Here is a 13,624-nt window from a genome sequence, read left to right as displayed (position 1 = left end):
GATGCAGACGATATATTTTCCCGGCCTAACTTTTTTGACAGTGCGGAGACGCACGGAAGGATGACATTGTGAGCGAAAAGGGTCGGCTGTTCACCAGTGAGTCGGTGACCGAGGGACACCCCGACAAGATCTGTGACGCCATCAGCGACTCGGTGCTCGACGCACTGCTCGCCGATGACCCCCGCTCGCGGGTTGCAGTGGAAACCCTGGTCACCACCGGGCAGGTACATGTGGTCGGGGAGGTGACGACCAGCGCCCGCGAGGCCTTCGCCGACATCACCAACACCGTGCGCAAGCGCATCCTCGACATCGGCTACGACTCCTCGGACAAGGGCTTCGACGGCGAGACCTGCGGGGTCAACATCGGGATCGGGGCGCAGTCGCCCGACATCGCCCAGGGCGTCGACACCGCCCACGAGGCCCGCGTCGAGGGGGCGGCCGACCCGCTGGACTCCCAGGGCGCCGGCGACCAGGGCCTGATGTTCGGCTACGCCATCGCCGACACCCCGGAGCTGATGCCGCTGCCGATCGCGCTGGCCCACCGGCTGTCGCGGAAGTTGACCGAGGTGCGCAAGAACGGCACGCTGGACTACCTGCGCCCGGACGGCAAGACCCAGGTCACCATCGAGTACGAGGACGACGTCCCGACCCGGTTGGACACCGTGGTGATCTCCACCCAGCACGCCGACGGCATCGACCTGGTGAAGACGCTGGACCCCGATCTGCGGGAGCACGTGATCACGACGGTGCTGGCCGAACTCGCCCACGAGACCCTGGACTCCTCCTCGACCCGCATCCTGATCAACCCGACCGGCAAGTTCGTCGTCGGCGGGCCGATGGGTGACGCCGGTTTGACCGGCCGCAAGATCATCGTCGACACCTACGGTGGTTGGGCACGGCATGGCGGCGGCGCCTTCTCCGGCAAGGACCCGTCGAAGGTCGACCGCTCGGCCGCGTACGCGATGCGCTGGGTGGCCAAGAACATCGTCGCCGCCGGCTTGGCGCAGCGTGTCGAGGTTCAGGTGGCCTACGCCATCGGCAAGGCCGCCCCGGTCGGTCTGTTCATCGAGACCTTCGGCACCGCCACCGTCGACCCGGTCAAGATCGAGAAGATCGTGCCCGAGGTCTTCGACCTGCGCCCGGGTGCGATCGTGCGCGACCTGGACCTGCTGCGCCCGATCTACGCACCGACCGCCGCGTACGGCCACTTCGGTCGCACCGACATCGAACTGCCGTGGGAGCAGCTGGACAAGGTCGACGACCTCAAGCGCGCCATCTGATCTTCCGCCGAGCAGACGCATAGGCCCCCATTTCCGACCGGATTTGGGGGCTTTTGTGTCTGCTCGCGCCGTGAAAATCAGGCGGTGAACCGGTAGTCGTCGAGATCGAAGCGCCGGCTTCGCCAGTAGGCCTCCACCGTGGTGGTGGGCCGCAACGGGACGTCGCCGTTCTTGTCGAAGTAATAGCTGTTGGCCAGCCGGCAACTGTCCTGCCAGAACACCTGCCGGTGCCGTTTGCTCATCATCTCGTCGAAGTAGCGGGCGTTGGCCGCCTCGGAGATCTCCACTCGGGTGGCGCCACGCCGCCGGGCGCGGGTCAGGCAGCGCACGATGTGATGGGTCTGCGCCTCGACCAGCGCGAAATACGACGATCCGACGTAGCCGTACGGGCCGAAAACGCTGAACAGGTTGGGGAATCCGGGGATGCTGACGCCCTCGTAGGCCTGCAGGCGGTGCTCGTCCCAGAACCGGCTCAGCGACTGGCCGCCGGCCCCGGTGACCGCGAACGTGGGGATGTTGTCGCTGTCCATCACCTTGAACCCGGTGGCCAGGATGAGGACGTCGACGTCGTGCGCGGTCCCGTCGGCGGTGACGACGCCGGTGGGGGTGATCCGCGCGATGGGATCGACCACGAGGTCGACGTTGTCGCGGTTGAACGTCGACAGGTAGGTGTTGTGGAAACCGGGCCGCTTGCAGCCCACCGCGTAGCGCGGGGTGAGCTGCTCACGCACCACCGGATCGCGCACCTGCCGGCGCAGGTAGGCCCGCCCGGCGGCCTCCATGCGCTTGGCCAGTGGAAACACCGTGAAGTACTGCGCCGCGATCGGAAACGTCGCCTCGACGTAGGCCTGACTGGTCAGCCGCTGCAGCGCCTTGCCGCCGGGCACCCGCATCGCCCAGCGGACCGGCGCCGGCAGTGGCAGGTCCAGCTTCGGGAAACACCAGATCGGGGTGCGCTGAAAAACGGTGAGCTGCGAGACTTTCGGCGCGATCTCGGGGATCACCTGCACCGCCGAGGCCCCGGTGCCGATCACCGCGACGCGCTTGCCGGTCAGGTCTTGCGAGTGGTCCCAGCGCGCGGTGTGGATGGTCACCCCGCCGAAGGTGTCGACACCGTCGATCTCGGGCAGCTTCGGTGTGGTGAGCACGCCGCTGGCGTTGATCAGAAACCGCGCGGTGACCTCGCCCCCGCCCGCATCTAGCCGCACCCGCCATAGATCGGCCCGGTCGTCGAACTCCGCCGCAAGCACCTTGGTGGCGAACCGGATTCGGGAACGCAGCCCGTACTTGTCGACGCAGTGCTCGGCATAGTTCTTCAACTCCCGGCCGGGGGCGTAGGTGCGCGACCACTCGGTGCTCTGCTCGAAGGAGAACTGGTATGAGAACGACGGAATGTCCACGGCGATACCGGGATAGGTGTTCCAGTGCCAGGTCCCGCCGACCCCGTCGCCGGCCTCGACGATCAGATAGTCGGACATGCCGGCTCGGTCGAGGCCGATCGCGGCACCGATGCCGGAGAACCCGGCGCCGACGATCAGGACTTCGTGGTCGGGTTTGTCGGTCACGGCGGCTCCTCGTCGGGCGATACCGGTCGACGGTAGCGCGTCGATCAGCGGGCCGGTGGCGCGTTAGTGCGAATCCGGCGGGTCGAGCCGCCACGGCGGGTTACGGCGGGTCTCGCCGGCCTGAAATAGGCACAGCGGGTGGCCGTCGGGATCACGCAGCCTGGCCTCTCGCCACAGCCAGGGCATATCCGTCGGCGGCTGGCTGAATTCGACCAAGCCCCGCAGGCGCTGGTATTGGCCGTCGAGGTCGTCGGTTTCGAAATAGATCGTCACCTGCTCGCAGGCCGGGACAGCGCTGACCCGTTCCACCGAAAAGGTGCTGTCCCCGGCGGGGCATTCGAAGCGCAGGTAGTCGTCGGTCTTGACGATCAGCCGCAGACCCAGCAGCCGGTAGAACCGCTCCGACCGGTCGATGTCGGTCGAGCCGACGGTGACCTGGTTCAGCCGCATCGGATCAACCGTGCAGGGCCGTTTTCAATGCCGCCAGCCCGCGGTCGGTGGCCTCGGTGGCCGCCGGGATCACCCCGGCGTAGCCCAGGTAACCGTGCACCAGCGTGGTGGCGTTGTGCACCTCGACCGGCACCCCGGCCGCGGACAGCAGTTCGCCGTAGTGGATGCCGTCGTCGCGCAGCGGGTCATGGCCGGCCACGGCGATGTACGCCGGCGGCAGGCCGGCCAGGTTCGCCGCACGTGCGGGCGCGAGCGTCGGCGGCGGATCGCTCAGGTCGATGCCGGCGGCATAGGCCAGGGTCAACGCGGCGATCGCGTCACGGTCGATGATCGGCGCATCAGCGTTCTCGCTGAACGACGGCAAGGTGATGTCGTAGGTGGTGGCCGGATACCACAGCAGCTGAAAGCAGATGTCCGGCCCGCCGGCGTCGCGGGCCAGCTGAGACACCACCGCTGCCAGGTTGCCGCCGGCCGAATCCCCGGCCACCGCCAGCCGGGCCGGGTCGACGCCGAGCTCGGCGGCATGTGCCGCCACCCACTCGGTGGCGGCCAGCGCATCCTGCACGGCGGCCGGGAACGGATGCTCGGGAGCCAACCGGTAGTCCACCGACACCACCACCGCGTCGGCGTCGACCGCATGCTGGCGGGCGGTGCCGTCGTGGGTGTCGAGGTCGCCGGCGACGAAACCGCCGCCGTGGAAGAACACCACCACGGCGGCGGGGCCGTTGGCCGCACTCGGTGGCCGGTAGATGCGCACCGGCAGGTCCCCGCCGGGGCCGTCGATGACGCGGTCCTCGCTGAGCAGGTCGGGGTAGACCGGCCGGCGTGGCAGGTCACGCATCTGGCGGCGCGCCGTCTCGACGCCGTCGGCGAGTGTCAGTCGGAAGGGGACGACGTCCAGTACCTTCAGCACTATGGGGTCGATAGCGGAGTCATCGTCGGTGAGTGACATCAGACCACCGTACGCAACGCGCCTGGTCCCCACCGCCTGGGCTGCGGCCGGTTGGGCTGGTGTGGGTTACGGCATCTTTTTGACCGTGCTGGCGTTGCGGTCGGCGCCGGGGGAGGAGTTGACCGGGCACTGGGTGGGCCAGCCGGCGTTCAAGGCGTCGATGGCGGTGCTGTTGGCCGTCGCCGCGGTCGCGCACCCGATCCTGCGCGAGGCGCGTTGGCTGATCCCCGCGCTGATCCTGTCGGCCGCCGGCGACTGGCTGCTGGCGATCCCGTGGTGGGAGCCGTCCTTCGTCGCCGGACTGACGGCATTCCTGTTGGCGCACTTGTGTTTTCTCGGGGCGCTGATTCCGCTGGCAGTGGTGTCCCGGGGCAGGCTCGTCGGCGTGGGGCTGACCGGCGTGAGTTGCCTGACGCTGCTGGTGTGGTTCTGGCCCGGCCTGGCCCGCGAACAGATGACGGTGCCGGTGACCGTCTACGTCGTGGTGCTCGGCGCCATGGTGTGCGCGGCTTTGCTGGCGAAGCTGCCCACCCGATGGACCGCGGTGGGCGCGGTGTTCTTCGCCGTTTCGGACGCCATGATCGCGATCAGCCGGTTCGTACTGGGCAACGAGGTGCTGGCGGTGCCGATCTGGTGGGCCTACGCAGCGGCGCAACTGCTCATCACGGCCGGCTTCTTCTTCGGTCGCTCCGATAATGCCGAACCCGCCGGCTGAAACCCCCTGGCGCTCAATGCCGGTGACCTCCGGTTCCTAGACGTAGCCGTTCGGGGTCGAATGCCGGAAGCCGACGGCGGTGCGGTGCGGTCATGTGGTCGTGCGCCAGCGCGTCGCCGTGGCCGGAGGCGATGTCGCCGATGCTGAACAGCGACTCGGTGCCCAGTGCGAAGTAGGAGCTGTGGCCGGCCATCGGCCAGGACAGGCCCGGGGTCTCGGCCTTGAACCGGGTCGATCCGTAGCCGTCGTCGGCCGGATCGCGGCCGAGCCCGACCGTCGCCGCGGTGCCTGGCACCGGCACTTGCGGCTCACCGGCGAATCCGGTGATCGGGTCCGAGGATGCCGCCCCGACATAGACGTGCCCTGTCGCGGGTAGGTGAAAGTCCTTGGCGCTGCGCGCCAGGTCGGTTCCCGGCGAACCGACGAGCACCACGTCGTCGGCCCGCATCCCGAAGCCGGCGGCGGCATCAGCCACCGTCGTCGAGCCGTACGAATGCCCGATCACCGTGATATGCGTGGCCCCGCGGTGTGCGGCCCGCAGGGCGCTGACTTCCGCAGCCAGCAGCCTGCCGCCGGATCGTGCTGAATCCGGTTGTGCCACAGACGGATCGAAAAAGCTGTCCGGAGCGCGGTAGCCCATCCACAGGATGACCGAATTCGATCGCGCCGGATCGGCGCGGACGACCTCGCGGTAGACGTTCACCCCGTCCGGATGCGACAGGTAGCCGTCGCGGACGCTGCTGTGTGCCCCCGGTACCAGCACCGTGGTGTTGTCGGCGGTGTCGGGATCACCGATCGCGATGGCGGCCCGGCCCCGGCCACCGAACGCCGCCGGGTCGTAGGTGATCAGCAGCACCGGGCCGTCAGCGCAGTTGGCCCGAAGGCCGTCCCGGACCCGTAGGGCGTTGTGGTAGCGGATGATGTCCGTGGCGCTGATCGCCTTGGTGGCGTTCTCCACCCGGTCGATGTCATCGGCGAGCAGCTGCCGGTTGACCCGATCGCGAACGGCGGCCGGGACGCCGTGGTACCCGGCAGCCAGCGGCCCCAGCAGCGCCGTGCGGGTCCGGTCGTCGGCGACCGCGGCGGCGACCACCCGGCGGATGTCTCGGGTCTTGGCGGCCAGAAAGAGCTGGAATTGGCGGGCGCCGGCCGGGGTGTCCAACGCCGGCTGATCGCCCAGCGCCTCTCGGATCTCGGCGTCGATGGCGTCCAGGCGCCGACGGCCGTCGCGGGCGTGGGCAACGGCGTCACGCAGCGTCGCCGACAGCAGCTGATCGGTGCACGCCGCGGACTGCTGCCGGGACAGGAGTAAACCCTCGCGGGCTCGTGCCGCCTCCGCATGGGCGCCGCGCTCGTCGGGCATACCGCAGCAAGCTAATTCAGCGCCGCCGACGGCGCGGTCGTCGATCCACAGACCGCCCCGCTTGTGGTCCGGCGGCTGCCGGGGTCGGCGGAGTCTGCTAGACCTGCGTGGTGAGCGTCGAACCCGGCGGTTCAGCGAGGCTCGACGAAGGAGAGCCGACGCTGGGACCGCCGCATGAACCCGAACCCATAGCCCGGGTGCTGCCGATGCTCTCGGTGCCGCACCTGGACCGTGAGTTCGACTACCTGGTCACCCCCGAGCAGTCGGAGGACGCGCGACCCGGCGCACGGGTGCGGGTGCGCTTTCACGGCCGGCTGGTCGACGCCTTCATCTGGGAGCGCCGTGCCGATACCGACCATGCCGGCCGGCTGGGCCGGCTCGAGCGGGTGATCTCCAGCGAACCGGTGCTCACCGCCGAGGTCCGCCGGTTGGTGGAGGCGGTGGCCGCCCGTTACGCCGGCACCCGGGCTGACGTGTTGCGGCTGGCGGTACCGCCGCGGCATGCCCGGGTGGAACGCGAGGCGGTGACGCCGGCCGAGGCGCCGCTGCCCGCACCGGTCGATCCGGCGGCTTGGCAGCGCTACCGGGCGGGCGGGCCGTTTTTGGCGGCGCTCGGGGAGGGCCGGGCCGCGCGGGCAGTGTGGCAGGTGCTGCCCGGCGATTCCTGGGTAGACCGGTGTTCGGAAGCCGCCGCCCAGACCATCCGCGCGGGGCGCACGGCCTTGGCGATCGTTCCCGACCAGCGTGACATCGACGCATTGTGGAGCGCCGCAACGGCCCGGATCGACGAGTCCGCGGTCGTCGCGCTGTCGGCGGGTCTGGGGCCGGCCACCCGCTACCGGCGCTGGCTGTCGGTGCTGCGGGGCGGGGCCCGCCTGGTGATCGGCACCCGCAGTGCGGTGTTCGCCCCGCTTGCCGACCTGGGACTGGTCATGGTCTTCGACGACGGCGATGACAACCTTGCCGAGCCGCGGGCGCCCTACCCGCACGCCCGCGAGGTGGCGATGCTGCGGGCGCACCTGTCGGGTTGCGCCGCACTGATCGGCGGATACGCGCGCACCGCCGAGGCGCACGCGCTGGTCCGCGCCGGGTGGGCGCATGACGTGGTGGCGCCGCGGACGGTGCTGCGGACGGCGGCGCCGCGGGTGGTGGCCCTCGATGACACCGGATACGCCGAAGAGCGTGACGCCGCGGCGCGCACCGCCCGGCTGCCCTCGGTGGCGCTGCAGAGCGCGCGCAGCGCACTGGCCGCCGGTGCGCCGGTGCTGGTGCAGGTGCCACGGCGCGGGTATGTGCCGTCGCTGGCGTGCGGGCGCTGCCGCGCCATCGCCCGATGCCGGCACTGCACCGGTCCGCTGTCCCTACCCGAACGCGGTGGCGCCGCCGGCTGTCGCTGGTGCGGCCGGGCCGAGCCGGCGCTACGGTGCGCGCGCTGCGGGTCGGATGCGGTGCGGGCGGTGGTGGTCGGGGCCCGGCGCACCGCCGAAGAACTCGGCCGGGCCTTCCCGGGTACGGCGGTCATCACGTCCGCCGGGGACACCATCGTCGATCGCACCGGCGACGGGCCCGCCCTGGTGATCGCCACGCCCGGCGCCGAGCCGCACGCTCCGCAGGGGTACGGCGCGGCGCTGCTGCTGGACAGCTGGGCGCTGCTGGGCCGCCAGGATCTGCGGGCCGCCGAGGACACCTTGCGGCGCTGGATGGCGGCCGCCGCCCTGGTGCGCGACCGGGAGGCCGGCGGGGTGGTGACGGTGGTCGCGGAGTCGTCGATTCCGACCGTGCAGGCCCTCATCCGGTGGGACCCGGTCGGCCACGCCGACGCCGAGCTGGCCACCCGCACCGAAGTCGGATTACCGCCGGCGGTGCACATCGCGGCCCTCGACGGCGACCCGGAGTCGGTGGCGGCGCTGCTGGAGCAGGCGCGACTCCCCGGCGGCGCCGACGTGCTCGGCCCGGTGCCGCTACCGCCGGGGGTGCGGCGCCCCGCTGGCGTCCCGGACGAGCTGCCGGTGATCCGGATGCTGGCCCGGGTCGGCCGCGACCACGGCCTGGCGCTGGCCGCGGCACTGCGCCACGGCGTCGGGGTGCTCAGCGCCCGCGGGTCGCATCATCCGGTACGGGTACAACTCGACCCGCTGCATATCGGCTGAGAGTTCTTATCCGCCCCGGATGTCCAGGACGTCGTCGAGCGGGCGCCGCGAGGTGAGGTGCGGTGGTTCCTCGCCCGCGGGAGCGTGCCCGATCCGGATCAGGATCTGCGGTACGCCGTCGCCGCCCACCAGCGTCTCGACGATCTCCCTGGCGACCTGAACCTCGGTGAGGTGGGTCAGCGGGCAGGTGGCCAAACCGGCCATCGTGGCCTCCAGCAGAACCACCGAGAGTGCTTCACCGGTCGCCAACGCCGCGGCGCGGGAGTCGGTATCGGTGGACAGCACGACGATCACCGCCTGATCCTGCTGGATCCGGACACGTCGCTCAGGGTGGCGGGCGGCCGGAAACGCTCGACCGATATCGACCCGGTCACCTTCGGCCGCTGAGGCCAACGCGCTGTAGGGAATACCCGCCGATTCCGCGAAAGGAACCGTCCACCGGCGTAATTCGGCGTGGTAGGTGGAATCGTAGAGCCGTAACGACTCGGCGAGTTGTGAGGCCTGCGCCAGGCGCGGCCGGGCGTCCTCCGGCAGCACATCCAGGTGCACGTCGTAACGATCGAGGCGGTCACGCAGCACCGGTTCGAACAGTTCCCAGTTCGCCGGAGACTGCAAAGGCAAGCGGTCACTGCGGCGTTCCTGGATCGCTGCGGCCTGGCGGCGGTGTCCCTCGGTGACGTGATCCAGCCGGGCGAATCGGATCGATGCCAGATGGTTGGGGTCATTGGGATTGGGAAACCGCTCGATGTCGGCGCGCAGGCCCGTCGCGCACAGGGCCACCCGAAGGTGGTCCAGCGCCGCGCCGCAACCGATGATCGCCTCACGCCCGGCCCGGTCGGTCGGCAACAGCCGGCTCGGGTCGAGGAACAGCTGCAGCGCAGTGCCGTCGAACAGCCATCGCCACGGCTGGATGTTGTGCAGCGAGGGGGCACGGCAGGCCGCCTCGACCGCATCTCTGACGGTCTGGGCTTCCACCATCACGGCAGACAACGTGACCTCCGATCTTTACCTCGCCTTCCATGATGGCGCTCCGCACAGGCCGGCGGAAGGGCCGTTGGTACTTCGGGCCGTCCCGCGGCCTCTTTAAACTGTGCCGGTGCGCATCGTCTTCGCCGGCACCCCGGACACCGCGTTGCCGTCGTTGCAACGGCTGATCGACTCGCCCCGCCACGAGGTGGCTGCGGTACTCACCCGGCCCGACGCGGCCTCCGGGCGGCGCGGGCACCTGCAGCCGTCGCCGGTGGCGCAACTCGCCCTCGACCACGAGATTCCGGTGCTGCGGCCGCACCAGCCGAACTCGGCCGACTTCGTCGCGGAGCTGGCCGAACTGGCACCGGAGTGCTGCCCGGTGGTCGCCTACGGGGCGCTGCTACGCGACGGCTTGTTGGCGGTACCGCAGCACGGCTGGGTCAACCTGCACTTCTCGCTGCTGCCGGCCTGGCGGGGCGCCGGCCCGGTGCAGGCGGCCATCGCCGCCGGCGACGAGGTGACCGGCGCGACGACGTTCGCGATCGAGCCGGAACTCGATTCGGGGCCGGTGTACGGGGTGCTGACCGAGACGATTCGGCCCGACGACACCGCCGGACAGCTGCTGGGACGGTTGGCGGTCGCGGGCGCCGAACTGCTGGCGGCCACCCTCGATGGGATCGCCGACGGCGCGCTGAACGCGGTGCCGCAGTCGCGCGACGGGGTCAGCTACGCCCCGAAGATCAGCGTCGACGATGCGCGGGTGCGCTGGGATCTGCCCGCCCCGGTGATCGAGCGCCGCATCCGTGCCGTCACCCCGGCGCCGGGGGCCTGGACGGTGATCGGGGACCTGCGCGTCAAGCTCGGTCCGGTGGCCGTCACCGACGATGGTCCACAAGACTTGGCGGCCGGGTACATTCACGCCGACCGGCGCAGCGTCTGGATCGGCACCGGATCGGTGCCGGTGCGATTGGGGCAGCTCCAGCCGCCCGGAAAGAAGCCCATGAACGCTGCCGACTGGGCGCGCGGCGCCCGGCTCGACTCGGGTTTGCGGGCGTCATGACCGGACCGTCGCGCCGGCGGCCTCAAAGCGGGCCGCGGCAACCGCGTCGTAAACCGCTGGATCCGGCCCGTCGCGCCGCGTTCGACGTGCTGCGGGCGGTCTCGCAACGCGATGCCTACGCCAACCTGGCGTTGCCGGCGTTGCTGTCCGAGCGCGGGATCACCGGCCGCGACGCGGCTTTCGCCACCGAACTGACCTACGGAACCTGCCGGGTCCGCGGGCTGCTCGACGCGATCATCGGAGCGGCGGCGCAGCGTTCGCCCGATGCGATCAACCCGGTGCTGCTGGACCTGCTGCGGCTGGGTAGTTATCAGCTGCTGCGTACCCGGGTGGACGCGCACGCCGCGGTGTCCACCACTGTCGAGCAGGCGGCCATCGAATTCGACTCGCCGCGAGCAGGTTTCGTCAACGGCGTGCTGCGCACCATCAGCACCCGCGACGAAGCGTCCTGGACTGCGGAGCTCGCACCGGACCCGGCCGCCGACCCGATCGGCCACGCGGCGTTCACCCGCGCGCACCCGCGCTGGATCGCGCAGGCCTTCGCCGACGCGCTGGGATCGGCCGCCGGTGAACTCGACGCGGTGCTGGCCGCCGACGACGAGCGTCCCCAGGTGCATCTGGCCGCCCGTCCCGGCGTGCTGACCGCCGCCGAACTGGCTGCCGCCGTGGACGGCGCCGTGGGCCGGTACTCGCCGTACGCGGTGTACCTGCCCGGCGGCGACCCCGGTCGGCTGCAACCGGTACGCGACGGCCACGCCCTGGTCCAGGACGAGGGCAGTCAATTGGTGGCCCGCGCGTGCGCGCTGGCCCCCGTGGACGGTGACAGCGGGCGGTGGCTGGACCTGTGTGCCGGCCCGGGCGGCAAGACCGCGCTGCTGGCCGCGCTCGCCGCGCAGGCCGAAGCCCGGGTGACCGCGGTGGAGCTGGCGCCCCAGCGCGCCGCGCTGGTCGCCGAGAACACCCGCGGCCTGGACGTGGAGGTGCTGACGGCCGACGGCCGCGACTCGGGCCTGCAACCCGGGGGCTTTGACCGGGTGCTGGTCGACGTGCCCTGCACCGGTCTGGGCGCCCTACGCCGCCGGCCCGAAGCCCGGTGGCGCAGACTGCCCGCCGATGTCCCGGTACTGACGAAACTGCAGCGTGAATTGCTGACCGCGGCGATCGGGCTGACCCGGCCCGGGGGGGTGGTGCTGTACGCGACGTGCTCACCGCACCTGGCCGAAACGGTCGGGGTGGTGGCCGATGCGCTGCGCCGGCATCCGGTGCGGGCCTTGGACACCCGAGAACTGTTCGCGCCAGCCGACGCGCTCGGAGATGGCCCGCACGTGCAGCTGTGGCCGCACCGGCACGGCACCGACGCCATGTTCGCCGCGGCGCTACAAGTAATCTGAGCCCATGTCACGACCCATGATCGCCCCGTCGATCCTGTCGGCGGACTTCGCCCGGCTCGCCGAGGAGGCCGCCGCCGTCAAGGGGGCGGACTGGCTGCACGTCGATGTGATGGACGCCCACTTCGTGCCCAACCTGACGCTGGGCCTACCGGTGGTGGAAAGCCTGCTCAAAGCCACCGACATCCCGATGGACTGCCATCTGATGATCGAGGACCCGGGCCGCTGGGCGCCGCCCTACGCCGAGGCGGGCGCCCACAATGTCACGTTCCACGCCGAGGCCACCGACAGCCCGATCGCGGTGGCCCGCGACATCCGGGCCGCCGGCGCCAAAGCCGGGCTGAGCATCAAACCGGGTACGCCGCTGGAGCCCTACCTGGAGATCCTGCCGAACTTCGACACCCTGCTGGTGATGTCGGTGGAACCGGGATTCGGCGGACAGTCCTTCATCCCGGAGGTCCTGGGCAAGGTTCGCGCGGTGCGCAAGCTCGTCGACGCCGGGGAGCTGAGCATCCTGGTGGAGATCGACGGCGGCATCAACGCCGACACCGTCGAACAGGCCGCCGAGGCCGGTGTGGACTGCTTCGTCGCCGGCTCGGCCGTCTACAGCGCCGCGGACCCGGCCGCGGCGGTGGAATCGTTGCGCCGCCAAGCCCTTTCAGCGTCGCCGCATCTGCGCGCATGAGCACCGAGGGATGAATACCGCCCCGGCCGTGACAGACGCCGCCGGCCACGACGCCGCGATGCTGCTCGCCATCGAGCAGGCGCAGCGGGTCAAGGGAAAGACCTATCCCAACCCGCCGGTCGGCGCGGTCGTCCTGGACCGCGACGGGCGGGTGGTCGGCGTCGGCGGGACCGGACCGACCGGTGAGGCCCACGCCGAGGTGGTGGCGCTGCGCCGCGCCGGTGAGCTGGCCGCCGGCGGCACGGTGGTGGTCACGCTGGAGCCCTGCAATCACCACGGCCGAACCCCACCGTGCGTGGACGCCCTGCTGGCCGCCGGTGTCGCGAAGGTGGCCTACGCCGTCGAGGACCCCAACCCCGAAGCGGCGGGCGGGGCGGCGCGCCTGGCCGCGGCCGGAGTCCAGGTGCTCGCCGGCGTGCAGGCCGACGCGGTGATCGCCGGGCCGCTGCGGGAGTGGCTGCACAAGCAGCGCACCGGCCTACCGCACGTCACCTGGAAGTACGCCACCAGCATCGACGGCCGCAGCGCGGCTGCCGACGGATCCAGTCAGTGGATCACCAGCGAGGCCGCCCGCGCCGATCTGCACCGCCGCCGGGCGGCCGCCGACGCCATCGTGGTGGGTACCGGCACCGTGCTCATCGACGACCCGACGCTGACCGCCCGACTGCCCGACGGCACCCTGGCCGACCGGCAGCCGCTGCGAGTGGTGGTCGGGCAGCGCGAGATCTCGGCGGACGCGCACGTGCTCAACGACGACTCGCGCACCATGGTGATCCGCACCCACGATCCGGCCGAGGTGCTGCGCGCGCTGTCGGACCGCACCGACGTACTGCTGGAAGGCGGTCCGACACTGGCCGGAGCGTTCCTGCGGGCCGGGGCGATCGATCGCATCCTGGCCTATGTGGCGCCGATCCTGCTGGGCGGGCCGATCACCGCCGTCGACGATGTCGGGGTGCCCAGCATCGCCCGGGCGCTGCGGTGGCGATTCGACACGGTCGAACCGATCGGCCCGGATCTGCTGCTGAGCCTGGTGCCGCACTGACGGCT

Annotated in this window: 12 protein-coding genes; 7 read left to right on the top strand and 5 right to left on the bottom strand. The window is 71.1% G+C overall.

What is annotated here, in order from left to right:
- The first annotated feature begins 68 nt into the window (after window positions 1-68).
- The gene (gene metK, locus A5648_RS01030) at window positions 69-1,280 is read left to right on the top strand and encodes a methionine adenosyltransferase (RefSeq protein WP_065022753.1); all 1,212 of its coding nucleotides are present in this window, start codon (window positions 69-71) and stop codon (window positions 1,278-1,280) included.
- A 77-nt stretch (window positions 1,281-1,357) separates the two neighbouring features.
- On the opposite strand, the gene A5648_RS01025 is transcribed toward metK, so the two are convergent.
- The 3 genes from A5648_RS01025 to A5648_RS01015 all read right to left on the bottom strand — a co-directional run bounded on the left by A5648_RS01025 (window position 1,358) and on the right by A5648_RS01015 (window position 4,247).
- Entirely contained in the window at window positions 1,358-2,845 is a 1,488-nt protein-coding gene (locus tag A5648_RS01025; RefSeq protein WP_065022752.1) for a flavin-containing monooxygenase, read from the bottom strand.
- Between the two features lie 63 nt (window positions 2,846-2,908).
- Window positions 2,909-3,295 carry a VOC family protein gene (locus tag A5648_RS01020; protein ID WP_065022751.1) on the bottom strand — a complete coding sequence of 129 codons (387 nt, stop codon included), beginning with the start codon at window positions 3,293-3,295 and terminating at the stop codon, window positions 2,909-2,911.
- A 4-nt stretch (window positions 3,296-3,299) separates the two neighbouring features.
- The gene (locus A5648_RS01015; RefSeq protein WP_065022750.1) at window positions 3,300-4,247 is read right to left on the bottom strand and encodes an alpha/beta hydrolase; all 948 of its coding nucleotides are present in this window, start codon (window positions 4,245-4,247) and stop codon (window positions 3,300-3,302) included.
- Between A5648_RS01015 and A5648_RS01010 the strand changes: the two genes are divergently transcribed.
- Window positions 4,246-4,962, top strand: coding sequence for a lysoplasmalogenase (locus tag A5648_RS01010; protein WP_234787246.1), 717 nt, complete (start codon window positions 4,246-4,248; stop codon window positions 4,960-4,962). The genes A5648_RS01015 and A5648_RS01010 overlap by 2 nt on opposite strands.
- Before the next feature lie 13 nt (window positions 4,963-4,975).
- Here the strand turns inward: A5648_RS01010 and A5648_RS01005 are convergent, their stop codons facing one another.
- A complete protein-coding gene (locus A5648_RS01005; RefSeq protein ID WP_065022749.1) occupies window positions 4,976-6,325 on the bottom strand; it encodes a DUF4226 domain-containing protein in 1,350 nt (449 codons plus the stop codon).
- 206 nt (window positions 6,326-6,531) lie between these two features.
- Between A5648_RS01005 and A5648_RS01000 the strand changes: the two genes are divergently transcribed.
- Window positions 6,532-8,475 carry a primosomal protein N' gene (locus tag A5648_RS01000; RefSeq protein WP_065022798.1) on the top strand — a complete coding sequence of 648 codons (1,944 nt, stop codon included), beginning with the start codon at window positions 6,532-6,534 and terminating at the stop codon, window positions 8,473-8,475.
- Between the two features lie 6 nt (window positions 8,476-8,481).
- Here the strand turns inward: A5648_RS01000 and A5648_RS00995 are convergent, their stop codons facing one another.
- Complete coding sequence (locus A5648_RS00995; protein WP_275080632.1) at window positions 8,482-9,465, bottom strand: Acg family FMN-binding oxidoreductase; 984 nt, start codon at window positions 9,463-9,465, stop codon at window positions 8,482-8,484.
- A gap of 106 nt (window positions 9,466-9,571) precedes the next feature.
- On the opposite strand from A5648_RS00995, the gene fmt reads away from it, so the two are divergent.
- The 4 genes from fmt to ribD are packed head-to-tail and all read left to right on the top strand — an operon-like array spanning window position 9,572 to window position 13,619.
- Complete coding sequence (gene fmt, locus A5648_RS00990) at window positions 9,572-10,504, top strand: methionyl-tRNA formyltransferase (RefSeq protein WP_065022797.1); 933 nt, start codon at window positions 9,572-9,574, stop codon at window positions 10,502-10,504.
- Window positions 10,501-11,895: an RsmB/NOP family class I SAM-dependent RNA methyltransferase gene (locus A5648_RS00985; protein ID WP_065022747.1), complete on the top strand. Its 1,395-nt coding sequence runs from the start codon at window positions 10,501-10,503 to the stop codon at window positions 11,893-11,895. The genes fmt and A5648_RS00985 overlap by 4 nt, the downstream gene beginning before the upstream one ends.
- Before the next feature lie 4 nt (window positions 11,896-11,899).
- Window positions 11,900-12,577 carry a ribulose-phosphate 3-epimerase gene (gene rpe, locus A5648_RS00980; RefSeq protein ID WP_207511559.1) on the top strand — a complete coding sequence of 226 codons (678 nt, stop codon included), beginning with the start codon at window positions 11,900-11,902 and terminating at the stop codon, window positions 12,575-12,577.
- A 10-nt stretch (window positions 12,578-12,587) separates the two neighbouring features.
- Complete coding sequence (gene ribD / locus A5648_RS00975; protein WP_065022745.1) at window positions 12,588-13,619, top strand: bifunctional diaminohydroxyphosphoribosylaminopyrimidine deaminase/5-amino-6-(5-phosphoribosylamino)uracil reductase RibD; 1,032 nt, start codon at window positions 12,588-12,590, stop codon at window positions 13,617-13,619.
- Window positions 13,620-13,624 lie beyond the last annotated feature (5 nt).

It is taken from the genome of Mycolicibacter sinensis (assembly GCF_001673565.1).
GTDB lineage: Bacteria > Actinomycetota > Actinomycetes > Mycobacteriales > Mycobacteriaceae > Mycobacterium > Mycobacterium sinense_C.
Note: the sequence above shows the minus strand (reverse complement) of the source record. Positions and strands in the feature narration are given on the sequence as shown.

What these genes read in the sequence shown, in the direction of transcription:
- ribD (WP_065022745.1), top strand. Translation starts at nt 12,588, where the DNA reads ATGAATACCGCCCCGGCCGTGACAGACGCCGCCGGCCACGACGCCGCG.
- A5648_RS01015 (WP_065022750.1), bottom strand. Translation starts at nt 4,247, where the DNA reads ATGTCACTCACCGACGATGACTCCGCTATCGACCCCATAGTGCTGAAG.
- A5648_RS01020 (WP_065022751.1), bottom strand. Translation starts at nt 3,295, where the DNA reads ATGCGGCTGAACCAGGTCACCGTCGGCTCGACCGACATCGACCGGTCG.
- A5648_RS01000 (WP_065022798.1), top strand. Translation starts at nt 6,532, where the DNA reads ATGCTCTCGGTGCCGCACCTGGACCGTGAGTTCGACTACCTGGTCACC.
- A5648_RS01005 (WP_065022749.1), bottom strand. Translation starts at nt 6,325, where the DNA reads ATGCCCGACGAGCGCGGCGCCCATGCGGAGGCGGCACGAGCCCGCGAG.
- A5648_RS00985 (WP_065022747.1), top strand. Translation starts at nt 10,501, where the DNA reads ATGACCGGACCGTCGCGCCGGCGGCCTCAAAGCGGGCCGCGGCAACCG.
- rpe (WP_207511559.1), top strand. Translation starts at nt 11,900, where the DNA reads ATGTCACGACCCATGATCGCCCCGTCGATCCTGTCGGCGGACTTCGCC.